The sequence below is a fragment of the Scytonema sp. PRP1 genome (assembly GCF_036697665.2).
Taxonomy (GTDB): Bacteria; Cyanobacteriota; Cyanobacteriia; order Cyanobacteriales; family Nostocaceae; genus Kalymmatonema; species Kalymmatonema gypsitolerans.
The window spans coordinates 30,949-54,923 of the sequence record NZ_JBAHYJ020000024.1 but is presented as its reverse complement, the minus strand read 5'-3'; the positions used below and the strand labels follow the sequence as shown (position 1 = coordinate 54,923).

Annotated in this window: 27 protein-coding genes and 1 pseudogene; 19 read left to right on the top strand and 9 right to left on the bottom strand. The window is 42.2% G+C overall.

The features are described from left to right. Positions 1–11: 11 nt before the first annotated feature. From V5G28_RS04495 to V5G28_RS04485, 3 genes are all read right to left on the bottom strand, one after another. Positions 12–362 (bottom strand): four helix bundle protein, encoded by a 351-nt coding sequence (locus V5G28_RS04495; protein WP_336229723.1) that lies wholly within the window; start codon positions 360–362, stop codon positions 12–14. A 46-nt stretch (positions 363–408) separates the two neighbouring features. Continuing rightward, positions 409–2,148: an ISL3 family transposase gene (locus V5G28_RS04490; protein ID WP_336229721.1), complete on the bottom strand. Its 1,740-nt coding sequence runs from the start codon at positions 2,146–2,148 to the stop codon at positions 409–411. Between the two features lie 96 nt (positions 2,149–2,244). After that, positions 2,245–2,478, bottom strand: coding sequence for a hypothetical protein (locus tag V5G28_RS04485; RefSeq protein ID WP_442994216.1), 234 nt, complete (start codon positions 2,476–2,478; stop codon positions 2,245–2,247). Between the two features lie 256 nt (positions 2,479–2,734). On the opposite strand from V5G28_RS04485, the gene V5G28_RS04480 reads away from it, so the two are divergent. From V5G28_RS04480 to V5G28_RS04470, 3 genes are all read left to right on the top strand, one after another. Further along, complete coding sequence (locus V5G28_RS04480) at positions 2,735–4,060, top strand: Nramp family divalent metal transporter (RefSeq protein WP_336229720.1); 1,326 nt, start codon at positions 2,735–2,737, stop codon at positions 4,058–4,060. Positions 4,061–4,146: 86 nt separating this feature from the next. Next, positions 4,147–4,824 carry a tetratricopeptide repeat protein gene (locus V5G28_RS04475; RefSeq protein ID WP_336229719.1) on the top strand — a complete coding sequence of 226 codons (678 nt, stop codon included), beginning with the start codon at positions 4,147–4,149 and terminating at the stop codon, positions 4,822–4,824. A 351-nt stretch (positions 4,825–5,175) separates the two neighbouring features. Then, positions 5,176–5,553, top strand: a complete 378-nt coding sequence (locus V5G28_RS04470; protein WP_336229717.1) for a hypothetical protein — start codon at positions 5,176–5,178, stop codon at positions 5,551–5,553. A gap of 381 nt (positions 5,554–5,934) precedes the next feature. On the opposite strand, the gene V5G28_RS04465 is transcribed toward V5G28_RS04470, so the two are convergent. The 3 genes and pseudogenes from V5G28_RS04465 to V5G28_RS04455 all read right to left on the bottom strand — a co-directional run. Next, positions 5,935–8,187: an alkaline phosphatase gene (locus V5G28_RS04465; protein ID WP_336229780.1), complete on the bottom strand. Its 2,253-nt coding sequence runs from the start codon at positions 8,185–8,187 to the stop codon at positions 5,935–5,937. Between the two features lie 293 nt (positions 8,188–8,480). After that, positions 8,481–8,891: a hypothetical protein gene (locus V5G28_RS04460; RefSeq protein WP_336229715.1), complete on the bottom strand. Its 411-nt coding sequence runs from the start codon at positions 8,889–8,891 to the stop codon at positions 8,481–8,483. Positions 8,892–9,038: 147 nt separating this feature from the next. Then, a pseudogene (locus V5G28_RS04455) lies at positions 9,039–9,581 on the bottom strand (RNA-guided endonuclease IscB); the annotation flags it as partial. A gap of 480 nt (positions 9,582–10,061) precedes the next feature. Between V5G28_RS04455 and V5G28_RS04450 the strand changes: the two are divergent. The 5 genes from V5G28_RS04450 to V5G28_RS04430 all read left to right on the top strand — a co-directional run bounded on the left by V5G28_RS04450 (position 10,062) and on the right by V5G28_RS04430 (position 15,214). After that, a complete protein-coding gene (locus V5G28_RS04450; protein ID WP_336229713.1) occupies positions 10,062–11,288 on the top strand; it encodes an NF041680 family putative transposase in 1,227 nt (408 codons plus the stop codon). Between the two features lie 105 nt (positions 11,289–11,393). Then, entirely contained in the window at positions 11,394–13,730 is a 2,337-nt protein-coding gene (locus V5G28_RS04445) for a DEAD/DEAH box helicase (RefSeq protein ID WP_336229779.1), read from the top strand. Between the two features lie 90 nt (positions 13,731–13,820). Further along, positions 13,821–14,600 (top strand): hypothetical protein, encoded by a 780-nt coding sequence (locus V5G28_RS04440; RefSeq protein ID WP_336229712.1) that lies wholly within the window; start codon positions 13,821–13,823, stop codon positions 14,598–14,600. Positions 14,601–14,873: 273 nt separating this feature from the next. Continuing rightward, positions 14,874–15,002 carry a transposase family protein gene (locus tag V5G28_RS04435; protein ID WP_336229710.1) on the top strand — a complete coding sequence of 43 codons (129 nt, stop codon included), beginning with the start codon at positions 14,874–14,876 and terminating at the stop codon, positions 15,000–15,002. Positions 15,003–15,067: 65 nt separating this feature from the next. Then, positions 15,068–15,214 (top strand): hypothetical protein, encoded by a 147-nt coding sequence (locus V5G28_RS04430; protein ID WP_336229708.1) that lies wholly within the window; start codon positions 15,068–15,070, stop codon positions 15,212–15,214. 598 nt (positions 15,215–15,812) lie between these two features. Here V5G28_RS04430 and V5G28_RS04425 read toward each other — a convergent pair. Next, positions 15,813–15,959: a hypothetical protein gene (locus V5G28_RS04425; RefSeq protein WP_336229707.1), complete on the bottom strand. Its 147-nt coding sequence runs from the start codon at positions 15,957–15,959 to the stop codon at positions 15,813–15,815. A gap of 63 nt (positions 15,960–16,022) precedes the next feature. Between V5G28_RS04425 and V5G28_RS04420 the strand changes: the two genes are divergently transcribed. After that, on the top strand, positions 16,023–16,334 hold the full coding sequence (locus V5G28_RS04420) for a hypothetical protein (protein ID WP_336229706.1): 312 nt from the start codon (positions 16,023–16,025) through the stop codon (positions 16,332–16,334). A gap of 118 nt (positions 16,335–16,452) precedes the next feature. Here the strand turns inward: V5G28_RS04420 and V5G28_RS04415 are convergent, their stop codons facing one another. Further along, positions 16,453–16,866: a hypothetical protein gene (locus V5G28_RS04415; RefSeq protein WP_336229705.1), complete on the bottom strand. Its 414-nt coding sequence runs from the start codon at positions 16,864–16,866 to the stop codon at positions 16,453–16,455. A gap of 170 nt (positions 16,867–17,036) precedes the next feature. Here V5G28_RS04415 and V5G28_RS04410 point away from each other — a divergent pair, with 170 nt between their 5' ends. The 3 genes from V5G28_RS04410 (at position 17,037) to V5G28_RS04400 (ending at position 18,616) form a co-directional block, all read left to right on the top strand. Beyond that, a complete protein-coding gene (locus V5G28_RS04410; protein ID WP_336229704.1) occupies positions 17,037–17,486 on the top strand; it encodes a hypothetical protein in 450 nt (149 codons plus the stop codon). Positions 17,487–17,807: 321 nt separating this feature from the next. Continuing rightward, complete coding sequence (locus V5G28_RS04405) at positions 17,808–18,305, top strand: hypothetical protein (protein ID WP_336229703.1); 498 nt, start codon at positions 17,808–17,810, stop codon at positions 18,303–18,305. A gap of 92 nt (positions 18,306–18,397) precedes the next feature. After that, a complete protein-coding gene (locus V5G28_RS04400) occupies positions 18,398–18,616 on the top strand; it encodes a hypothetical protein (protein WP_336229701.1) in 219 nt (72 codons plus the stop codon). Between the two features lie 23 nt (positions 18,617–18,639). On the opposite strand, the gene V5G28_RS04395 is transcribed toward V5G28_RS04400, so the two are convergent. Beyond that, positions 18,640–18,768 carry a hypothetical protein gene (locus V5G28_RS04395; RefSeq protein WP_336229700.1) on the bottom strand — a complete coding sequence of 43 codons (129 nt, stop codon included), beginning with the start codon at positions 18,766–18,768 and terminating at the stop codon, positions 18,640–18,642. An 83-nt stretch (positions 18,769–18,851) separates the two neighbouring features. Between V5G28_RS04395 and V5G28_RS04390 the strand changes: the two genes are divergently transcribed. From V5G28_RS04390 to V5G28_RS04360, 7 genes are read left to right on the top strand one after another with little or no spacing between them, the layout of a single operon-like run. Continuing rightward, on the top strand, positions 18,852–19,850 hold the full coding sequence (locus V5G28_RS04390; protein WP_336229699.1) for a bifunctional DNA primase/polymerase: 999 nt from the start codon (positions 18,852–18,854) through the stop codon (positions 19,848–19,850). 2 nt (positions 19,851–19,852) lie between these two features. Beyond that, complete coding sequence (locus V5G28_RS04385; protein ID WP_336229698.1) at positions 19,853–20,344, top strand: hypothetical protein; 492 nt, start codon at positions 19,853–19,855, stop codon at positions 20,342–20,344. Between the two features lie 8 nt (positions 20,345–20,352). Continuing rightward, positions 20,353–20,790 (top strand): hypothetical protein, encoded by a 438-nt coding sequence (locus V5G28_RS04380; protein ID WP_336229697.1) that lies wholly within the window; start codon positions 20,353–20,355, stop codon positions 20,788–20,790. 43 nt (positions 20,791–20,833) lie between these two features. Further along, complete coding sequence (locus V5G28_RS04375) at positions 20,834–21,562, top strand: hypothetical protein (RefSeq protein ID WP_336229696.1); 729 nt, start codon at positions 20,834–20,836, stop codon at positions 21,560–21,562. Continuing rightward, positions 21,559–22,446 (top strand): hypothetical protein, encoded by an 888-nt coding sequence (locus tag V5G28_RS04370; protein WP_336229695.1) that lies wholly within the window; start codon positions 21,559–21,561, stop codon positions 22,444–22,446. Before V5G28_RS04375 ends, V5G28_RS04370 begins: the two co-directional genes overlap by 4 nt. A 2-nt stretch (positions 22,447–22,448) precedes the next feature. Beyond that, a complete protein-coding gene (locus V5G28_RS04365; RefSeq protein WP_336229694.1) occupies positions 22,449–23,045 on the top strand; it encodes a Mov34/MPN/PAD-1 family protein in 597 nt (198 codons plus the stop codon). Further along, positions 23,033–23,896 (top strand): ThiF family adenylyltransferase, encoded by an 864-nt coding sequence (locus V5G28_RS04360; RefSeq protein WP_041041993.1) that lies wholly within the window; start codon positions 23,033–23,035, stop codon positions 23,894–23,896. The genes V5G28_RS04365 and V5G28_RS04360 overlap by 13 nt, the downstream gene beginning before the upstream one ends. Positions 23,897–23,975: the final 79 nt, after the last annotated feature.

The following is a 23,975-nucleotide window of genomic DNA, read 5'->3' as shown; positions in this document are numbered from 1 at the left end:
GAAGGATAATTTCAATCTTTGAGCTTGTTTAAGGTAGCAACTAAAATACTTTGCATTTCCTCAACTTCGTTCATGATTGGAGTAAAAAGGTTATTCTCAGCTAAATCTACTTCCTTAGCAATGATTAATTGTGTATCGAGTTCTCTTAAAGAACCTAATGCAATATGTAAAAACTGTATGTATTCTTGTTTTGAACGTCTACCATAACCTTCAGCTATATTCGATGCTACAGATACAGACGAACGTCGTATTTGACTTGTCAATCCATACAATTCCGACTTAGGAAATAGTTGGGTAAATTTGTAGCAATTAATAGCAAGCTTAACTGCTCGTTGCCAAATAAACTGATTTCTATAACTCATAATTGAAGTTTGAAGGTAGAGGAAAATAAGTTTGAAGTATTAAGAATTATACCTTTGTTGTGGTTAATAAAAATCGTCGAGTTAACAAATCAAGTCCGGCTCGACCAAACATTTGGCGCTTGATCATCTTCAGACGGTTGATGTGTCCTTCAACTGGGCCATTACTCGTCAAAAGCGTTACTCCCGCCTCGACAGCATTGTAGTCAGACTCTAAACCGAGAGCAAAATTTCGCAGCAAAGAAATTGAGCTGTTTTTAGCTTTATCTAACCAAGCTTCGAGCTCTGACGGCAGGCGTTGACGCACAAGAACTGCAAACTGTTGAGCTAGCTCAATGGCTGACTCGAAATCCGAATGGGCTGTTTGTAGTCGAGCGAGCACTTCACGCTCATTAGGCTTTGTTAATTCCGGTCGTCGCAAGACTAAAGCCGTTACTCGACTGGGGGTGAGAGCACGTTGGGAAGAAGATCTGACCCTGGGGAAAGCGTCTAGAGCTGAACTTTTTCTCGGTTCAAATCCAGGCGATCTCTTCAGATAACGAGTGAACCGAACGACCGTGGCATAACTGCCGGTATAGCCCGCCATAACAATTTCTTCAAATAGTTTTTGGGTATTGTAGTAGCCGCTATTCCACCGACTGAGAAGGTAATCATGATAAGGGTTGAGAAGGCTCAGACCTTGGTCGCTACGTTCGTGACGTTCGGTAAAAGTTGAGCTACGCAAGTAATTAAATACGGTAGTTTTAGACACTCCCAGTTCTTGAGCGATTGCTTGCCCTGATAAGCCTTGAGACCGTAGGCTCCAAACTTGCTCATGGATGTCCCTCCGTCTGGCCCGTGCCTTGGCGGATTGGACTTTTCTTTTTAAAGATGTGTTTTGGGGAAACCTTGGCACAACTGGGCAGGGATTAGCCTCAGCAATTAGGGAAAGGTTGTGTGCTGTTTCCACCTCTTTTAGCACTTTAGTATCAGTACTAAAGACTTGTTTTTCCACTTCTTTAAGCGCCGAAGCGTGAGTACCAAAGACTTGCTCAAGCGTTTGAGATAAGTTTTGCAACAGATGAAAGCGATCTGCCACCTGAATGGCTTGAGGTGCCCCTTGACGAATGCCTTTTTCATAAGCTTTTGAGCGGTCTCGCGAAACCGTCTTAACTCCGGGATGAGCTTGCAACCAAGCACTCAAGGTTTCGGATTCGCGATCTTTAAGTAAAGCAATTGGTCGGCTTTGCTCCAGATCAACTAGTATCGTGCCATAGGTGTGATGCTTACGAAAAGCGAAATCATCTACCCCAAGAGTTACTGGCGTTATCACCGGGGGCAAGGGTATTCTACGTACCATTTGCAGCAAGGTATTTCGGCTCACGACAAAACCTAACTTTTTGCTCAAATGAACCCCTGCGTTACCACCCAACGCTAGACCGATAGCCGTCAATTTTTCAGCTAATCTTTTCGTCTTTCGTGCCCAAGGCGCGGTTACGCCACCTAATCTCTCTGTAAAAATACGCCTTTTACATCGTGCGTTGATGCAAAAAAACTTCTGCACCCGCAAATGTAAACTAATCCTGTAATCTGCCCACGGTAAATCAGTTAATTTGCGCGAGTAACGACTATGAACTCGATGGGTTAGCTGTTGACACAGTGGGCACTGAGCAATAGTTTTTGTTGAGGACGCTATTAAAGTAATTTGATGAGTTACTTCGTCCAATTGGCAATTTTCAAGTTGAAAAAGAGCTTTACCGGGTAATAATTGACATACTACTTTATCGCCAACGCTGGCAGTTGTTGTCATAAGTTTGAAGTCGGAAGTTTGAAGTTAGTAATTTAATTATATCCTTTTTCCTTCTTCCTTCTCCCTCCTTCTGCCGTCTGCCCTCTGCCCTCTGCCTTAAAACGAGTTTCCGTGTTGATCACCAAAAGCTGCCAAGAACCCATAAACTCTACCAAAGTTTGCAGCCTGGAGAGTCGCGACGATACCGTATAGAGCTAACCCAATACCTCCCGCAATTCCCCACCACAGAGGCTTTCCTTCTTTTAACCATTGCCAGACGAAATAGCCACCGCCTATCTCAAACAAGCCAGCCCAGATGAAGTAAAGTAAGGACTTTAATATTTCTTTCACCTAAGCAACTCCTAATTGTCAAAGAATTGTAAAAGATTATTTACAAACTTCAGATTTTTTCAGGTTTGAGTCTCTCAATGGTTATATAAAAGCGCAACAATCCGTCATGTTAGTACAATACATCAATGAATACAGTCTTGACTGTGCGAGTGTAGATGTAATGTTTCCCTTTGTATCTATACACCCTACGGTTGATGCTTGTAGCACATTTTCTGAAATTATGAAAAGAATATGAGATTATCAAACAGCAAAACCAATGGCTCATCCTGAAAATAGACCCAGTCTTCCTGAAGTTCACCGTAGCATTTCTATCCCAAACAGTAGTAGCTTTTGGCGCAAGATGCTAGCTTATGGAGGACCAGGGTATCTGGTTTCAGTTGGATATATGGACCCTGGAAACTGGGCAACTGACATCGCTGGGGGAGCTAAGTTTGGCTACACCCTGTTGACAGTGATTCTGCTGTCGAACCTAATGGCGATATTACTGCAATCTTTGTGTGTGCGTTTGGGTGTTGCCACAGGGCGAGATTTGGCACAGGCTTGTCGGGATTATTTCAGCCTACGGGTCAGCTTTTGTTTATGGCTATTGTGTGAGATTGCCATTGCCGCTTGTGACTTGGCGGAACTACTCGGAAGTGCTATTGCCCTGCAACTCCTATTTGGGATTCCTCTAGTGTGGGGTGTATGCATCACCGCACTGGATGTCCTTGTATTGCTATTTCTACAAGGTAAAGGCTTTCGGTATACAGAAGCTTTGGTGATTATGCTGGTAGCAACTGTAGGCATTTGTTTCACAGCAGAAATTCTTTTCTCTAGACCTGATATAGGGGGAATTTTGTTGGGATATTTGCCCAAGCGAGAAATTTTACAGAATCCAGAAATGCTTTACATCTCCATCGGCATTTTAGGGGCAACGGTGATGCCTCATAACTTATATTTACACTCCTCCATTGTGCAAACACGCGATTGGGAACCAATGCCTGAAAAGCGATGGGAAGCGATTAAGTTTGGCACTATTGATTCAACTTTTGCTCTGTCGTTGGCACTATTTATCAATTCAGCAATTTTAATTGTGTCTGCTGCAACGTTTCATTTTTCAGGTAATCAAAATGTGGCAGAAATTCAAGATGCTTATAAACTACTTTCACCATTGTTAGGAGTTAGTGCTGCGAGTGCTATTTTTGGCATCGCCTTACTTGCTTCTGGACAAAGTTCAACACTGACAGCAACCCTAGCAGGGCAGATTGTGATGGAAGGATTTTTGCACTTTCGCTTTCCGTCATGGTTACGCCGCCTGGTAACCCGTTTGCTTGCTATCGTTCCAGCATTAATTACTATTATTCTATTTGGAGAAAATAGTACAAGCAGCCTCATAGTTCTCAGTCAAGTTATCCTCAGCTTACAGTTACCGTTTGCAGTCATTCCATTGGTAATGTTTACGAGTAACCGCCGCTTAATGGGTGAGTTTGTGAATCCGCTGTGGCTCAAATGTTTAGCCTGGGGAGTTGCAATTGTTATCGTCGGTTTAAATACAGAGTTACTATTACAAAGTCTTTTGGGTTGGCTACATCTTGTCCCTTAATTTGTTTGACTCGTATACAATATTCGTAATCGGGAATACTTCTGTGCAAATCTACCTCGTATTTCTAGCACGGAGAAAGTCAAGCCATGAACTACATTCATAAAACAATTGCAATCCTGGGAATAACGAGTGTAGTAGGTGGATTGCCTGCTGCTATCTCTGCACAATCACCACAAATTCGCTTCCAGCAAACAAATGTTCAGGAATACTATAACCAAGGAGTGCAAAAGCTTAAGCAAGGCAATTTCAATGGAGCTATTGAAGATTTTGACTCTGTAGTACAATTGAAACCTAAATATTACGAGGGTTATTGCCTACGAGGGCTAGCAAAATCTCAGTTAGGAGACTTGAAAGCAGCGCTTACCGACTTTAACTGGGCGCTGCGGCTAAATCCCAACCATGCGGATGCTTATAGCGGTCGGGGGACTGTTCATGCACAGCTGGGAGATATCACCAAAGCGATCGCCGACTTTAACCAGACAATAAAAATTGATCCAACCTCACCAGATGCCTACTACAATCTGGGGCTTGCCAATTATAGACAGGGAAATCATCAGCAAGCCATAGCAAACTTTAATTCGGCCCTCAATATAAACCCCAACCTAGCTGATGCCTATGGCAACCGGGGACTTGCTCAATATGCTTTAGGAAACAACAAGAGCGCTGTTGCTGATTTGGAGCTGGCTGCAAGGCTGTTTCAACAGCAAGGAAATACCCAAGGGTATCAGCAAACACAAGCCCTCCTTCAGCAGCTTCAGCGGTAAGCAATCCAAAACTCAAAAATGTAAAAACCTGTTTTTAACTTTCTTCCGCGAAATTCCCCACCCGCCATATGGTGGGCGAGGTTGCCGGAACAAGGAGATAACGCCCTCTATCCGAAATTGAGAGCCACTACTGCAGGAGGGTTTCCCTGCGTAAGTAAGTGGCGGTGGCGTAAGCGAAATTAGGGAGGAGGGCAGGTTAGCTTCGTGACAACTTTTCTGGAATCAATGCTATCGACGGAAACAAACGTGTGACGAGCATTGTCAAACTAGATTATTTCAGGAAAAAATTCACTTGATTTTTGACAGTGAATCGAATAACCTGAGCGGTCAGGCACGTTTTTAAGGAAGCCCATGAACAGAAAACTTGTACTGAATTTGCTTTCCAGCTCTACAGTTTTTGCATCGCTGATGTCTACGCTAGGAATCATCAATCCTGCCCACGCTGCTACTACTACCCAGCGATTAATGCACACCAACGATGGTCGTACCTGTATCACTCATCCCCACGGTAACTACGCTTTTGTTTGCATTAAAGATTCAGAAAGAAAGCCAGGTGCTCCCCCTGTACGTTCAACAACCGTTACTACAGGAACATCAGAGCAGAATGTTGCCATGTTGAACTTTACTGAGGAGGAAAGCAACGCTGCAATTCAGTTATTTAGCTGCGACTGTCCCTATTGTATAAATTCCTTACGTCAGCTGCGCGGTACTGGAAACTTGGTGTACTAGAGGGCTTGTTGCTATTCCGGGTGTAAGTAGCAACAGATACCGTTGGCGCGTGATCGATGAAGAATTACCGCCACCGCCAACCGAGGCACTACAGACACCCCATAGAAAAGCCTTTGAAGTCCTGCTATAAGACAGCTTGAGAAGCTCAGACAAACAATCACAAATTTTCTGTCTTCACTATTTCTTGGCTGCTAAGTTTTTACCCCTCGTTTTCAATCAATTTTCCTTGGATTGACAGAAATTCGTTGCTCTGTTGACAGCATTAGTCCAAAATACAGTGTTGCCAGTCGTGGTTAACTATGAGTAACTACTTTTATGCAATTGATCGCCATAAATTAAGATGAAACTGGGGAATGAAGACCTCCCCAGTTAAAAATAGGACTAGACGATAGTCACGGTGTCAAGTTGCGTCCACTTTAGGGTTGCCAGCAGGTCATCACCCACACTGATCAGGGTGTCATTACCGCTGATGCTAAAACTTAGATCGGGAGGAAGAGTGGTTGTGCTGGGGGCAGTTAGACCACCGCCACGACTAATGTAGTCTTCGGACGTGAAGCCATAGACGGTGACAGAACCAATCCCGGCGTTTAGGATAAAGCCATTCTCGCCACTACCGACATACACTGTATCGTTGCCTGTTCCCGCAGAGATGATGTTGTTGCCTTCACTTGCGTAGATCAGGTCATCGTCTGCACCTGCATAAAACTGGTCGTCTCCTGCGCCACCGTAGATTTCGTCGTTACCAGCACCCGCAAAGACTGTGTTATCACCCTCGCCGACGTAAATAACATCGTTACCAATGCCAGCATACACAAGGTCATCGCCTGAACCAGCAAACACCTTGTTGTCGCCGTTGTTCACAAAAATTCTATTGTCACCCTCGTCAGCGTAGATTGTGTCATTGTCAAGCCCAGTGTAAACGACATCATTACCAGCATCGCCATAGTAGGTTTGAGGTCCTTGTAGCAAGGGCTTTTCTGTAGAACCTGTAACCGCTTCCAGCATGGTCCTATAGATTTGGGTTTGGTCTACAAGACCGGGTATGCCAGGAATTTGATAGCCATAACTTTCGTAACCCTGACCTTCAAAGCTGGTAAGCACTTCCGAGTCAGGACCTTGGTAGTAAACTGGTACTGGACGGTTGGAATGATTTCCCCAGCCGTACTTGACATCGGGGTTAGAACCCCAGAAGTGCCCTGCTTCTGCTGGTGTGTCTAAATCCGTCAGCGCTTCACCACCAAGGTTTTGCACCAAAGAGGGGAAGTTCGGATTTAGGGTTAGATAGTGGTCGTGGTCAGCTGTGACAATCAGCTGGTTATTTTCCCAGCCACCGTTGTTGTCAATCCAATTAATTACGGACGTAACAGCTTTGTCGAAGTCCAACACGGTGCCAATTAGGTTATCCATGTTGTTGTCGTGGGCAGACCAGTCAATATCCCCACCTTCGATCATCAGCCAAAAGCCATCTTGATCCTTACCCAGAACCTCTAATGCTCCTTGCGCCAAGTCTTTGAGGGTCGGGTTTTCGTTGACCTCTGTGGCAATAAAGGATTCGTCTGTTTCTCCAGGCAGTAGCGGTCGCTTAGTGTCGGGGTTCTTTCCTTGAGTGGTGAACACGCTGAAGTTATCAAGTCCAGTCGTACTATAGTCCCCATTGGCAGAACTGACAGGCAAGTTACCATTCTGCCCACGAGCGCCATATAAACCTAGTAGGCGATCGCCTTTATTAGGGTCAAGAGCAGCAGCAGTCTCAGCTAGCTTGGTGGCTGCGTCAGATCCCCGCTCCAGAAAGGTGTAATTGTAAATGTTGTTAGTAGGGTTTGCGCTCAGTTCTTGATAAGTTTCTTCTGTGATGAACTCATTGCTACGAGGTGGCTCGACACCTTCTGGTAAAGGGTCTCTGGGGTTTGATACTGGATGTCCCCCACCTAGCAACACCGTTGGCTGATAAATTCGCAATTCTTGCTGAAGTATGTTGTCTAAGTTAGGAAACTCATCATCATACTTTGTACGGCGGTTCACGCTGGCGGCGGCTGCACCAGGGGTGGCGTGGTCAATGGGTACTGATGATACCAGACCTGTGGATTTACCTTGCAGATTAGCCGTTGTCAGAATGGTTTCGAGGGGTTGCTCGAAAATATCTACACCAATGGCATTGTTATAGCTCTTTACCCCGGTGTACAAGGTGGTGGCAGTGTTCGCAGAATCCGGATAGCTCCACTTGATGTAGTCTGGGTCAGTGCCGAGAGTCCAGGGGTTGATACCGCCACGCTCTGGATCATAACCGACCAAGTTACCTACTGCACCCTCACTAACTTTTGCTCCGCCAGTTGCTGTGGAACCTGGATTAAAGGCAGGGTCAAAGCTGAAACCAGAACGAACCGCACTACCTCCTGTTACCGGATCGGAGTTATCCAAGGCGGAGTTAGCGGTACTGTAAACTCCGTTGCTGTCGGCAACAGTTGTGCCATAAGTCGTAGCTAGGGTGTAGCCAGTCAAGTTTTGGTAGCTTAGTCCTGTACCTTCCCCAGAAGTATAGAAATCACTTAGGGTAGCGCCCGTTTTCCCCTCTTGAATTTGTTTATAAATAGCAGCAGCACGAGCCATTTCCCAGCCCATGCCGTCTCCAATCATGATAATAACGTTCTTTGCCACGACTACTACGCTCTCCTAAGATTGAGAAATAAAAATCTCTGGCACAAAAACTTGAGATCAGCCTTGTGCACCTTTCTCTCTAAATCTTCCAAACTTAGGTTAAGAATCAAAAATGTTTTGATTAAAAATAAGTTTTTTTTCTAGATTGTGATAGAGTTTACTTCTATTGGAGTAGTCGAAAAGTTGATAGAAAGCAGTTACTGCTTACTCTGGTAAATACAAGATAAAACCGTTTTGCACTTTGCCCAAGCCCTGCAAGAATGCATTAAAACTTAAAGTTCAAATTCAGAATTCCTAGATGGAAAAGCCTGAAATTGCCTTTGCTGTGCGACAGCTATCTGGGCAGGTGTATCATACTGAGTAGCTTTGGTCCCAAGTTTTAGCTCTTCAGCAAGGGTCAAGCCATCACCATCAGCGTCACTCTCCAGTACTTGTGCTATCACACTCGCCGGAGCAATCTGCGCCAACCTATTCAAAGCCATCGCCACAAATTCGTTCGACGCATCACAACTGTCTAGAAAATTAACAAAGTTAGTGGCATCTTGCTCCGTCATCTTAGCAGGATTTTTTATCCCTCCTTCAGCGAAAAAATCATTATATAGGGCAATCTCATTCTCATTAAAATTTTCTTGTTTCGCCCGCTCAATTATCAGATTAACTTGAGAATTCGGTTGAGATTTCATCTAACCCTCCAGGAGACCCCCACCAAAACCGTACTCGGTTTGGTGGCGGGAGGAATAGAGGGGGAATTACGAAACGTTCCTTGAATGCCTTTGAGCGAATGCGAAAACAATGAGAGGAACAGTTGAACAATTCCCAATTTCTTGGGTTTAAATTGCATACGAATAACCATCTTTTGCATGAATACGTTTACAAAATTTGTGAGATATTCCTTGAATTAATCCGTTCTTGGTTGAAATATTGAAACTGCCTGATGAACGAATAGCCACTTTTCCAACATAATTACCCACTTTTTTACCAGTAGTAACAATTGCCTTAACAATGTCTCCAGTTTGAAACCCAAAATGTATTTTCTCCCTAGGTACGTGTCGATTTGGAAAACCGAACTTATCGGTTCTACACGACTGTCTACTACCATGACCATTAGCTGTGAGCAACAATGGTTTAATACCTTTAATATTGAGAATTGGAGTTGATTTACCAACACAAGCCGCATCTAGCCAGTGAGTTTTTTGGAGCATTTGTTGACTGCGATTAAACTTGGTTAAACCGCCTGAACCTGTTTCTACTGGTAATCCATTGGCTTTCAAAACTTCTAACAATGCCCACCGAGTTGTATTAACGGCTGCCGCATCTGCCAATGGTTTTTTAGCCTGTTTTAATATTTTTTCTAATCTTGAAAGGTCTTTTTTACTGGAGTTTAGACTAAAAGCGATAGAAGGGAACGGAAAGCAACTAAAATTACGGGTAAAAATACTCTCTCGAGTTAGTCTCAACCGATCAATAATTCTTTCAAAGTATGTAACACGTATATAGGGCAAAAAATACAATAATGATAATACTGCTAAAGGGGAGAGAGGCGAGCGTCGCTCGCCTCTCTCCTACCAACCACTTTTTGATTATCATTATTGCTAGACAAGAGACTAAAAGCAGGGTGGCGACGCAGCTGTGGAGCCGCCCTGCATGGCGATCGTTAACAAAGAAATGTAAGTGTCGTTAGTATAAAATTTTGGAAGGACAGTCTACGGTGAACGCAGACCCCCTTCGCTGGAAGATGAGAGAAGAACGACCAACTCTCAACTTCACGATGAATTTTATTACTCACTTAAAAGATTTTCGCGCCTGCGCTTACAATTTGTTAAGTAAAGCCTGCATATGCAACTTTTGAATTAATGGATGCCGTGCTGCTGACGCGTAAAGCATATTGTCTTGCAGACCTGTCGCTATCGCCTGTATTTCGTCGCAAGTGGTCAAGTATTTATGAAGCTCTACAAGATACAAGACCTCAACGCCAAAAGTTAATGCGATTGTACATCGAACAGATACCAACACACAAGCGAATTGTATTAGCGGGAGACCATACAGCCTGGGCAAGACCCCATGCAGTCACGCTACAAGACCGCACAAATGAACATTACTGTACTGGAATCGCAAACAACAAACCAGTTGCACCAGGTGAGGGTTATAGTACAATTGTTTGGGTTCCGGAAGATTCTGGTAGTTGGGCTTTACCCTTAAGACATGAAAGAATAACTAGCTGGGAAAGTCCAATCTCTAAGGCAGTATGGCAACTCAAACAGGTATGTAAGTATTTGCCTTCACGCCCAATAAGCCTGTGGGACAGCGAGTATGGATGTGCACCGTTTGTATTAAAAACGGCAGATATCAAAGCAGATAAACTGATGCGATTACGCTCAAACCTCTGTTTGTGGAGTTCTCCAGCTCCTTACTCTGGTAGAGGTAGACCTCGTATTCACGGTAATAAGTTTAAGCTCTCAGATACGGGTACTTGGACAACCCCTGCCCAAATTTTAGAACAAAATGACCCAAAACTTGGGCGGATACAAATTCGTGTTTGGCACGAGCTACACTTTAGAGCTGCAGCTAAACATTCAATGTCCTTAATACTAGTTGAACGACTTAACAGTGATGGTTCGTTACGTGTAACAAAACCACTATGGCTAGCCTGGGTTGGAGACGAAATGCCTCCCCTATCAGAAGTCTGGCGACTCTACCTCAGGCGTTTTGCTGCTGACCATTGGTATCGGTTTATCAAACAGCGTCTTCATTGGACTTTACCTAAGCTGAGTACACCAAAACAATGTGAGAGATGGAGCGAACTCATGCCAATAATGACTTGGGAGTTGTGGTTAGCTCGTGATATCGTTGCTGATAACCCTTTACCTTGGCAAAAGTCAATCGATAAATTAACTCCTGGAAGAGTTGCCCAAGCGATGGGGGGAATTTTCGCGGCTATCGGCACACCTGCCCATCCCCCCAAACCCCGTGGAAAATCTTCTGGCTGGAAAGCGGGTAAAACACGTAAGCGTAGAATTCCTTACCCTATAGTCAAAAAAAGGACTCCTAAATCACGCAAACGAACTCCTGAGTCAGCTTAAATATATACTTTCTGTTATCTTCCAATTGAAACCTTCCTAACCCACTGGTACTGGGTCTTTTTTCATGTCCTAGTCTAAACAGCAGATGAATTATACTTCCACCAAATTCAAGCATGGTCAGTCTACAATCAATCATCAGATATAATTCTCGAAACTCCAACAAATAGTGGGAAATCAATATCATTCCTACTTCCAGTCATTCACGAATGTCTCAAAGGCAATTCATGCATCATTTTCTTCAACCTTAAAGCCCTAGCATTTGACCAAGAGGAGAAAATAAAGGAGTTCATCAACCTCTTACCGGAATCTATTCGCCCTGCAATTCTCAATATTAATGGTGATACTCCAGCTCAAGAGCGTAAAAAACTCTATACACATAAACCTTCGATTATTTGTGTCACACCCGATGTTTGGAATCATGAACTTACCAACTACCAATTTGATAACTACAACTTCATTGAAACACTACGCAAAATTTCCATCATTGTAGTAGATGAAGCTCACTTCTACAGCGGAATCTTCGGTGCGAACTTTGCTCTACTCAACCGTCGCACCCAACTAATGATAGAAACGGTGGGAGGTAATTTATCTAAACTCAAGTATATTTACGCCTCAGCTACTATCAACAACAGTCAAGAGATAGCCCAAAAGATTTCCAATCGTAGAGAAAATATTACGGTAATTAACCAAAATGGTGCAAGAAAAGCTGAAACCACGTTTATCAGTCTTAAACCCCAAAACAGCATCCTGTACACTACAGCCCAAATAGCAGCTTTACTCGTTAGTAAAGATGTAGTAGGAATCTGCTTTTGCGACAGTCGGGAAATGGTCAAAGCCCTAACCCAAACTATCCGCAAAATATTAAGCGAAAATGGGTTGTCTCACCTCAAAAATACTATCTCTGCATTCTACGCCAATTTGAAAAACAACCAAAGGAGAAAAATAATTGCAGATATCAAATCCGGAGAAGTCAAATTCATTGTCTCAACTTCTGCCCTCGAAGCTGGGTTAGACCTGGGATGTATAGATGCTGTTCTCATTTGCGGGTATCCTGGTAGTATCTTATCCTTCCGCCAAAGGGCGGGTCGTGCTGGCAGAAAAGAAGAAGGACTGGTGGTATTTATCCCCTCCAGGCAATCAATCTTGGACTCGTACTACTCGAAACATCCCGACCGACTATTAACCGATCCGCCGGAGGTCATCAATTTTAATCCCAATTTTGAAAATCTACTCACGTGCCATATCTTAGCCTGCTGTAAGGAATCACGCCCGACAATCAATCAAATTATCAAGCATTTCGGGCAATCAGGACTTGCGATTGCAAACCAACTCATTAATGAAAATAAGCTGGTATACAGCTTCAACAGCAAACTAGCGTGTGCCCGCCATCTGGGTTACATACACGGCGATATCAAAATTAGGGGGAGTAGGAGCAACAATATCAACTACATAAATACCTTAAACGGAGAGGAATTTGAACAAAGTGCAATCAACACTGCCTTAAGAGAGGTATACCCTGATGCAATTTATACAGCTCAAGATTTTGATGGCAACCCTGTTTGGTATAAATCATCAGAGTTAAAAATCAAAGAAGGACAAGCTTTCCTCAAGCCTATCGGACAAACAAACCTATTCACGCGCCCTCAAGGAGTCATTAAATTTGAGGAGGTTAAAACTACTAGCGAAGCAAAGTCAATCAAACTACCGAGGGGAGTGATAGAACTCACACCTAAAATATGTAAAATATCTGAGTCGGTAATCGGATACAAAATATACAATCGGGAATCAAGATGGACTTGTCCAAATCGAGATTGTAGAAACCACAATCAATCTCTAGCAAGCAAGTTAGAAAACTGTCTCATATGCAACAGTCAACTCACAGAAAGAGACATAATCCAGCTAGTAGAAGAAGTGCCATATAAGGAAGCTTTTACTATTAGTTATTCTACCAGTTGCCTGCAAGTTACAATCGACCGAAAAGCAAAAAGTTTCTTCAAATCAAAAGTAGACAAGTATCGGTCAGAAATCAAGAATCAGAAGTACGTCTCCAGGGAGGAAAGAGAGTTATTTGAATACAACGAAACCGACATTTGCATCCACAGTCTAGCACATCAACTCATGCTAGCATTACCACTAGTTGAACATGGAGCCAGCAGTAAGGATATCGACTTTATACTCCATGAAGAACCAACCCAACCTAACTCATTCGGCTACTTCTTTGATACAGTTGAAGGAGGAACCGGAATGTGCGATACGCTGTTTCAATATTTAGAAAAAGCTGTATCCAGGGCAAGATTCTTAGTGGAACATTGTCCATGTAAGCATGGATGTTCCAATTGTACTGTCATCTATAGATGTCCAGATGACAATACAGCCATCTCTAAACAAGTTGGATTATCTATACTCCAAGATTTAATCCAAGAACAGGTACAAACTCTCTAAAAAACAGTCCTGCCTTATTTATAAGGTAGGACTAGTGATAATAAATCTAATACTAACCAATATAAATCAAACCACTACTAGTAACTAACGTTGACTAAAACCAAAAGTATTTTGGTTAGTGTTATGTACGTAGAATTAGTTCCTGACTGCGAGCAATCTCCTCAAAAATTCCAAATTGTTCATGCGCCGACATATTTACTTTTAGAGACAAATTATCAGTTAGGTGATTATATTCCTGCATCAGAAGTTTGTCTAATAGTTAATCATGCAGTCAGTTTAGGGTATCAAGTTAAAATATGTCCGAATTTCAAGAAAGAGAAGATTCAATATCCTTTACCTGCTATCAGCGATGAACTAGCTGATTTAATGATTGATTATCCATCAGATTTAAAAATGCGAACAAATGGAATGGTTTTTGAGCAAAGAGCATATTTAATGTCTAAAGTTCAGCATGAAGTATGCCAAACCATCGAATCAAAAATTCTTTTAAAAGAAGCCGAGTATTGGTTGGTAAATTATGCGCGAGAAGTTATGAGCCAAGAGTGTAACTACCTGCCAGACATACTTACTAAGCTTGATAATCCCGTTGTTCGGTCAATGGCAATAAATACTCTTATGATCTGGCAACCTAACTGGAAAAAAGCTATCTCCCAGCACGCAGGAAGCAAGTTTGAAGCAGGTAACAATGAGTTCGAGGTCATCAGGTACTATCACAATCAAGAGAAAAAGGGGAGGGAAGGAGTCATGGTACTATGCAGGGTCACAAAAACCATGAATAACTACCCCGAATTCCCTATATTCCCCCTCTATGCAAACTGCACTCTTGGAACTTATCAAGTGGAAAATGCTCTTAATCAAAGATTAGCTTAAAACATAGGGCAGGTAGTTATATAGGATTCCTATTTGATTTTGAAAAAGCTACAGTTATCCAAACCTTGGCTGCCACAGATTAGCAGGGTAAACGCATCTAAATTGGGATTCGTTTTATGATAGCGTTCTAGGCTTGCTACTTCTCCACTCAAGCCATCCCGCTCTCGTCCTCCGCCATGACCCTAACCCTAGAATCGAGTATCTTTCAGCACTTTTCCCAACTTGAAGACCCTCGAGTTGAACGAACTAGACAACACCAGCTGATCGACCGAAGTGGCGATTGCTATTCTGGCTGTGATTATTGGAGCTGACAGTTGGCTGGCGATTGAAACCTTTGGACAAGCAAAGCTGGAATGGCTAGAAAAGTTTTTGGCTTTGCTATCATGGGATTTCCTTCCATGATACCTTTGCCCGAGTCTTTGCTCGTCTTGACCCACAGCAACTAGAGCAAAGACTCGGGGAAGTGGATGGAAAACCTAGCAGCTAGCATCGGTGGGCAGGTAATTGCTATTGATGGTAAAACTCTGCGTCAGTCCTTCGACCGAAATGCAGGTCAGACAGGAGTACATTTGCTAAGTGCTTGGGCTTCTAGCTGTCGATTGGTTCTCGGTTAGGTGAAAGTGGATGGCAAGTAAGCATGAAATCACAGCAATTCCCGAACTACTTAGGGCTATGAAACTTATTCTGTTTGCATCCTAGCCCTTTCTGTCACCCCCTCAGTAAATTTACTTGAGAATTTGCATATATGAAGAGATAAGGGTAGTTATTTAATTATTTCATGAAGATACTGCCATATCTCTTATAACAGTCATAAAATTATGAAATTAATAAATTTCATAAAAAATATTTAATACTATTGATATCTAGAAAATATCAAAAATTCAATGAATTATGGAGACCAAGAAAAGAGTCATTAATATAGGAGAAAACTTTGGGAGTTGGACTATATTAGATAAACAAGGAAAGCAAGTATTATGTCATTGCAATTGCGGAACCCAAAAACTTGTCTACAGTCACACTCTCACCAATGATCGGTCAACCAACTGCGGTTGTAAGAAAAGAAAAGAATCTATCCCAATTGGGGCAACTTTTGGGAGACTAACAGTTATATCCGATGTAGAGGCTAAGGGGAAAAGGGGTGAACTACTACTCCTGACCCAATGCAGTTGCGGAACCCAAAAGTATGTCAGCAAAAATAGCCTAAAAAGGGGACTAACGCAGAGTTGTGGATGCAAGCAGCGCGAAATCCTCAAGATCGATAAAACTGTCCACGGTCGCTGCAAAAGCCACGAATACAACTCCTGGCTGCATATCAAGCGTATCTGCTATAACAAAAACCACCATCAGTACAAGCATCATGGCGGGTGTGGAATTGAAGTTGATGATTCCTGGCGCGATAACTTTACCCAGTTCCTAAAAGATATGGGAGCAGCACCAGAAGGGACAGTTATATCGCGTATTGATGCAGAAGGCAACTTTGCCCCTGGTAATTGTCTATGGATACCCAGAAAAGAGCGCTATCATCAAATACACTTATTAAAAAGGAAAGAGTTTCTCATTCCTCAAACTTTCCCTAAACCAGTTATTACAATTCGTGAAATTAATATTCCACCAAACATCATTCACGCAATTATCAAAGCACATGCTGCTGGTGAAGCAAATATCAATAAACTTGCCACACAGTATAAAATTAGCACCCAAGATGCAATAAATATTATTATTTATTACGCATAAATCACTAAAAACAACGAGTCCAAAGTAATGTGACAGCTTCAACAGCAATTTTGACTGGGTTAGTTAAATGTATTGCAGTGCAATTTTGCAACACACCGTCAACCATTTTTGATTATACTTACAACTCCATCTCACTATCCCGACTTGGAAAGAACTGATATTGCCTTTGCTGTGCAGCCGCTATCTCTAAAGGAGTATCGTATTCAGTAGCCTTTGTACCAAGTTGCAATTCTTGATACAAAGGCACGCCATCACCGTCATTATCGCTCAGGAGAATCTTGGTCATGATATGAGCAGGGGCAACTTGCGCGAGGCGGTTAACTACGTTAGCAACAAATTCGTTAGATGCTTCACAGCTATTAAGGTATCTAATAAAAGCATCAGCACTAGCCTCAGTCATCTTCGCCGGGTTTTTTACTCCCGCCTCGACAATAAAGCCATCAAAAATAACTTTCTCTTCATCAGTAAAATTCTCCTGGCGAGCTTTCTGGATAATTAGCTCAATTTGCTGTTGCTTTTGTATAGACCTCATACTACAAATTCTTAAACACAGCTATATCCAGTATCTTCTAAAAATATTAAGTACGTGTAAAAATATCAATCTAATAACTAAATATTCTATAAAGCCAATTTAAAGTTTAAATCACTCCAGATGTTAACACTTGTATAAAAAAGTAATTTGTAAGAATTTTCATCATCAAAATGGATTTGAACGAAGTAAAGCTCTCACAATGTGAAGAATTAATAATAGGTAAATGGCAGGTTTTATGGAATGAACCAATAGATACTGATTCTGAACATGGTGATGTGTATCTAGAATATTGTTCAGATGGTGTCGTTAGATGTGTACTTTATAAGTATGATTTAACCCACACAATCTTTCTTACTCTTTTAACCTCGCAACTTGGTGGTTCAGGTTTCATCATTCCTAAAATCTTACTTTATCAGTACATACCAGCCTTTAACATTGAAGGAAATGCTGTAGATGTAAAAGACTTGAGTTCAGAACAATGGTGGCGAAGTTGGCAACAAGCCGTAGAAAGAATTAAAAAATATCACAGTTCAACCCCGAAAGTCCAAAAACAAGAACTAAAATTACAGTTCAAAATCGCTATCCTCATGCAATACCCGCCTGGATGGGGATATGTGTGATTAATACTGTAATAATAAAAACCACCACTATTAACTAACGCCTGCTTGTTAAGATTAACGAGCAGGTAATTTTTATGGCTCAGCCTGAGTGGTTAGAAGCAAACAAACAGGTTTATTCTAAAGAACATGGTGTTATCCAGCTTTGTTTAAATCTGTCGGGTTATCCCTACTAGAGGAAATCATAACTGTCCAACAAAAGCACTCGATTCGTCAATAAAACTTAGAGCTAGTCCTGCTATCAAAAGGCAGGATTATTTTTTATAGAAAAACCACGTACATCGCTGACGCACCAGCTTTCTGAAAGTTCGTTTCTAAGTAACAATGTACGTCGAACTATTAGCTGATTCTAATCAAAACTCCAGGAAATTTCAAATTCTTCATGCGCCGACATCCCTCCTAATAGGATCCAACTTCAAAATAGGAGATTTTGTCAAGTCAAACAGCATTAATTTTATCATCAATCATGCTGTAAATTTAGGGTACGAGGTTAAGATATCTTGTCCAAAATCTGAGAAAGAAAATATAAAATCTGGTCATAGCATACCAGTATCAGAGACAGAAGAACTACTTCTAGACAGACCATTTGAAAAACTTACCCCTGAAGAATGGAAATTGCTCAAGCAATATAAACCAGAAATTAAAATCGACACAGTGAACGATATTTTCGGTGAATTGTACCGCATCTGGGAAGGAATAAAACTACTTGGAACTTTTTACCAAAGTCTTGAAGGCTTCTGGGTATCTCAATCTTGTAACAGTACAACAAGCCTGAAATGGCTTACTAAGGATGAAGCAATAGCATCCATTATTAACAGATAAACACAACAACAGTACTAGTAGATATTTACCAGGTAGAGTATGCCCTCAACCAGCGTCAAACCAATAATTATAAACCAAAATATCAAGCAATTATGGACAACCAACAAATTAATTATTTACTAGTAGGTATCTGCACATTTCATTGGAACGCAGATTTTCATAAATTCTGCGAAGTCTGCAACTTTGATCCTGAACACGCCTACTCTCATAAAAAATGGCAAGAGTGGCAACAGTTGGTATCAGCTATCAAAGCGTTTGACCAAAATACCCTTATCAAGCTAATTGAAGCTGGTCATTCACCAGCATCATAAAAAATCAATTACTACCAGTATGCTCACTGGTAGTAATAAAAAAAAGCAACCAAGCTTCCATCAGATGCGATCGCTCGCCTTAATAAAATCCAAGCTACCATAAAATATGCTGTATGTACGTAGCAACCTGTATTACTTTCCTCAAATGGCATGATATTCAAGCCAAATTTGAACGACTACACACACTAACGCAGGGCGTGTATGAGTCATTCAAGCAGATTATCTATATGAACTCATGCACGCCCAAATCCGTCATCTGGTGGCTTCTCTGGATAGCTTACCCTCTGAATGGCAAATCGTTCCCACGTTTGGTAAACGTCCTTTGGGAAAAGAATGGGAGAAGAATACTTACTCTCCCAGAGAACTACAAGCCGAACTTGTCCGCCGTCGCCTGAAGGTTTGGACAAACAACAGATATATCATCCCCACTGGTGTAGCCTTGGTATGCGGACCCAATCACCCCCAAGGGTATTTAGTAGCTATCGACTGCGACGGGGAAACCTCTTGGCGACAAATAATACAAATCAATGAACATCCAGAACCAGAAGAACTTGATCAACTAACACCTAACACTGTCCGCGATACTCCTGCAGACTCGTTGCACGAACGCGCGCTCAAATATCTCCCTCCCACAGTTGCATTTACTTCTGGAAGGAAGTACCGAAGTCAACATTTGTACCTCATCCCAAATTCAAAAGCTTGGGAGGTAAAATCTCGCAAAATCAAAACAGGGGAAGACGAACACTTGGAGTTTCGAGGCAAGAACTTAGCATCAGTACTCCCTCCCTCCTTACATCCAGACGGCAGGAAGTACAAATGGCTTAAGGATTGTAGCCCGTCCGAGCGCCAAATAGAGATAGCTCCCGACTGGGTAATTGCCCAGATGCTCGTCAAACAGGAGAAAGCAAGAAAGTTCAACCTACCTCAAAAAAAATATGATCGCAGATATGGAATAAACAGATATGCTCACCATTATCCCGAAATCGAGAACAATATCCAAACCGCACTTACACTCCTAGAAGTTATCCACCCTCGATTTGCGGATGATTACCATTCCTGGATTCAAGTAGGGATGGCACTTTATAGTGTTAGCCCTATCCTTTTTGAAGCATGGGACACCTGGAGCCAGCTATCACCTAAATACAAAATAGGCGAATGCGCCTATAAATGGCAGTCGTTTCGCAAAACTGGCATCACTATTCGTACCTTATTCAGATTCGCCAACCTTTCTTAATTATGAACAGTCAAATACAAACTAACGAAAATGTAACTAACCCAGAGGCTAGTTACACCAGCAGAGATTTTAATTCAGATACCCAGGATAGCAATAATTTAGAAGAAGCATCAGATGAATATATAAATACTGAAGCCAGAAATCAAAATTCATATAACGAGATAAGTCTAGATTATCAAAACATAAACCCTGTCCTAATTACCATTCAGGTAATACCAAATTCAGAAACAGCAATTATTTCAATTGGAATTAAAAATGCTCCTCCCATTATCAAGACAATTAGCAAGGCTGAGTTAACATATCATCCTGTCATAAATAACTGGATAGTGGAATTAGAAAAGTCTCTCCCAGAAATGTTAGCTATATGCAAGCAGAGGGAAAATCAGATCATACATCACAATCATCAGCAGTCACGTCCATCAGTACAAAAGCGCGAACTACCTGAAAGCAAAAATAAAGCATCTAACTCTAGTAACCAACTGTCACTGTTTTAACAACTATTATGAAATATATTGCCCACATTGAAGGACAGAAAATCCCACTGGATGAAGCAATTGCCTCTGACGAGAATACACTTAAAACAGCTATTAGCGTCTACTTTCCAGAGTATGCTAATGCCGAAATAGAAAGACAAACAACTGATGACACTGTTTCAATTCGCCTGATAAAGAAAGCAGGTACTAAGGGTAATCTGACTCAAGAAGTAACAATACAGCAGTTGCAAGAATCCCCTTATGAAGTAAATCCTGCACTAAAGTTAGGGTGGCAGTTAAAACTTCTAGAGATAAACAATCAAATTACTCTTGAAGGTTTAATTGCAATACAGCCTGAAATAGACAAGGCAATAAAATCGGCTCAAAGTTGGAAAAGTTCCACAGAAAAAATAGCCCAAAGCCTTAAGCATCAACCCGCCGTCACAAGTAAATATCCCGTACTGTAATAACATGTGCATAGCCGCTATTATTCGTAGCGGCTTACTAATTATGCTTACCAACATACACTCATTCAAAATACCAATCACTTGTTTAACAGCGACTATCTACCTTGAAAATCTCTCCCAACGAGTAAATATCTTAAGTCTGTACCAAAAAATATTCCCAGAACAATGGTTAGAATCAACCATTCCTATTGACAAGCACTCAGATCACGAAAGTCCTTATCTTGATAGAGAAATTGAGTTTATTCGACTGGTAAACGAAAATCTCTTTCCAGTTGAATACATCGACGATATAGAGTTTAGTCCTGATCATAGTAGTATCCCAATATCACCACAAAAACCTGAGTGGTGGTACGAAGATTTTGAGGATCTAGAATACTCTGAAAAGTTCCTCCTCTCACTTATGGGACAAGGGTACAATATCGGCGAATGGGAACCACATTTTGGTTTTACTCCTGAGTATATTACAGAGGCAGAAGATATTTATCCCGACTCGCTTACTAAACTATGCCGTCGCTACAAAAGCCCACTTCAACATCTAGTTACAGCCATACGAATTATCGATTACTCAACTGAAAATATCTGGCTAGATGTTACGTGTGAGACAAGCGACTGGCTAGAGTGGACTTACGAAAATGTCATTTTTCTTGCTCAAAAGTGGCAAGAAGCTGTATTGATGATGGAAAACTCAAATGCACTTGCCCACCTTATAGAAACATCTCTTCCTGCCCGAAAAGCAGTAGTTAAACTTTGGAATCAAGCATCAGAACCATGAATACTGATATCAATATACTACCAATAATTGACTTACAAAGTATATCTCAAAGCCTTCTTACAAGAATTCCCCAGTCCGAGTTACTCGCGCAATTAATTATCCTTAAGGGGCAATTTATCTTAGTCGAACGCGAAGGTAAAAAATGCAGTTACAAGTTCCTTTCCCCCGAAGCGGTAGAAAAAGCTTTCACTAGCAAAACTGTTACATCTGGGTGGCTTCCTAGTAACACGGTTTGGTGGGGGAGAACTCCAGCAGGGGAAGCAATAATTCAGTTTTACCCTCCTCAAAAATACCGAATCCAACTTATAGAGGAGGACACTACCGTGGGCGGGTTCCCCGACTTGAGGAGCTTTTCGCCTGCGGGGGTTTCCGAGGACAGTGCCTTCACTCGGTGGGAGCTACAGCTAACGGAGGAGGGTAACCCTGCGGAAGAAACTGTCCGTCCCGTTGAGGCGGCTGGCGTGCAAGTGTCCGTTGAGGAAGCAAAGGTAATTACTATCCCAATGCCTGCATTCCTATTTGCTGGATGTGGTGGCAAATATTACCTGTGGGCAGTTAAAGGAAAGGTATTCAAACCAGACGCTCAATTGTACAAACCACCCCTACCTAACGTCCGGGACGACTCTAGCATTTGCTTTGGAGAAAACTCTCCCGGTACGTGCAGTGCTAGCACCATACTGCAAAGCTGGGAGTTGTTCTGGAAATCGCCCTTTAACAGGGACTTGGCTCAAGGAAAGTCAAAAACCCATCCCAACGATATCTGCTGTTCCCTAGTCAGCTTACACGACTCAAAAGCCAGATCGTACCCATCAAAAGACCTTGTTCCCACCTCCGCTTGGAAAATCAAAACCCCACAAGACATTATCAACTACCTATTCAGTTAATCATGAATCCCTTTGTCGGTTATTACCTCGCCACAAGTCACAATCTTCCTTCCTACAGCCAAAAACTACAGGAATACTGGCTTGCATCAAACGGACTTTTCTTGCGATCGCACCGTCGCGAGTTGGAAGTTTGCCTGCAAATTGCCCAAACTCAGATTGCTGGACTACAACCACTTGAGCCATACTTCCGGCTAACAGTACCAAAAGTCAAGAGCCAGATAATCACGGAGATCATTAACACTGCTAGTATCAACCCCCACCAGGAAATCCTTTTCTACCTGGGAGCGGCAAATAACCAATGGTGGTCGCACACCCCGTTGCAGACAGCTTCCTCAACCCACGTTGTATCCCTAGAAAACTCACTTAAAGTAAGTTATACAGATGCATTAGTGGAAATTCACAGTCACGGAACCCTAGCAGCCTACCCCTCAAGTACTGATAATCAGGAAGAAAAAGGCAAATTTCGAGTGTTCGCCATCATCGGCACACTTAAAACGACTCCTACGATTTATACCCGTATTGGGATATACAATCACTTTTTTCCAATCGACCCCAATTTGATATTTGAACTATTGCCTCACATCATATGCTCGAGCTAAGTACTTACCAACAGGCTTTACCAGTTCTACCCCAGCGCCACACTCGTATCAACTTCATCCTAGTCGGAGCAGGGGGAACGGGCGGGTATCTTGCAGAAGACTTGTGTAGAATAATACTCCAACTTCAACAAATCGGGAAAGAGGTCAACTTTACCATCATCGATGGCGATACGGTCGAAGCCAAGAATATCACCCGCCAAAATTATCAACAAGCGGAGGTTGGACTATTTAAGGCAGAAACACTCGCCATCAGATGCAGCGCCAAGTATGGGGTTAAAATTACAGCTATTTGCGACTGGTTTGAAGAAGAGATTGTCCGCGCCACCAGTTCGTGGAACAGCCTAACAGTAATTATTGGTTGTGTCGATAACGCCGCCAGGAGCAAAATACATTCGGTTCTCAAACTAAATAGCCCAAAAGAGGCAGCATCACTATTTTGGCTAGATTGCGGTAACAGTAGCAACTCGGGACAAGTATTAGTCGGAACCCACTCTAATTTTGATATCCTCCGAGCTTGCAACAACCCAGACAGCCCTAAATTCTGGTTGCACCTCCCCTCCCCGGCGGTTGTTCACCCGGAACTGCTAATTCCCCAAGCAGAAGAACTTTCCAACAACAACCTTTCCTGTGCAGAAATCCAGGCACGGAACTATCAGTCATTATTTATCAACCGCATGACAAGCGCGATCGCTAGTCAATACCTCTTAGAGTTAACCCTCATTGGAGGATTAAAAAAGTTCGTCAGTTATTTTGACCTGAAAGCAATGTCAACCCGCAGCCTATACACCAGCATCGACAACCTCAAAAAATATCACGATTCATCAAAGAAGGGAATAGGGAATAGGGAATAGGGAACAGATTTCCTATTCCCTATTCCCTCAGGGAGCCGTGAACGCACGTTCTTTCCGTGGCAAGTTTATCGGTGGGGTT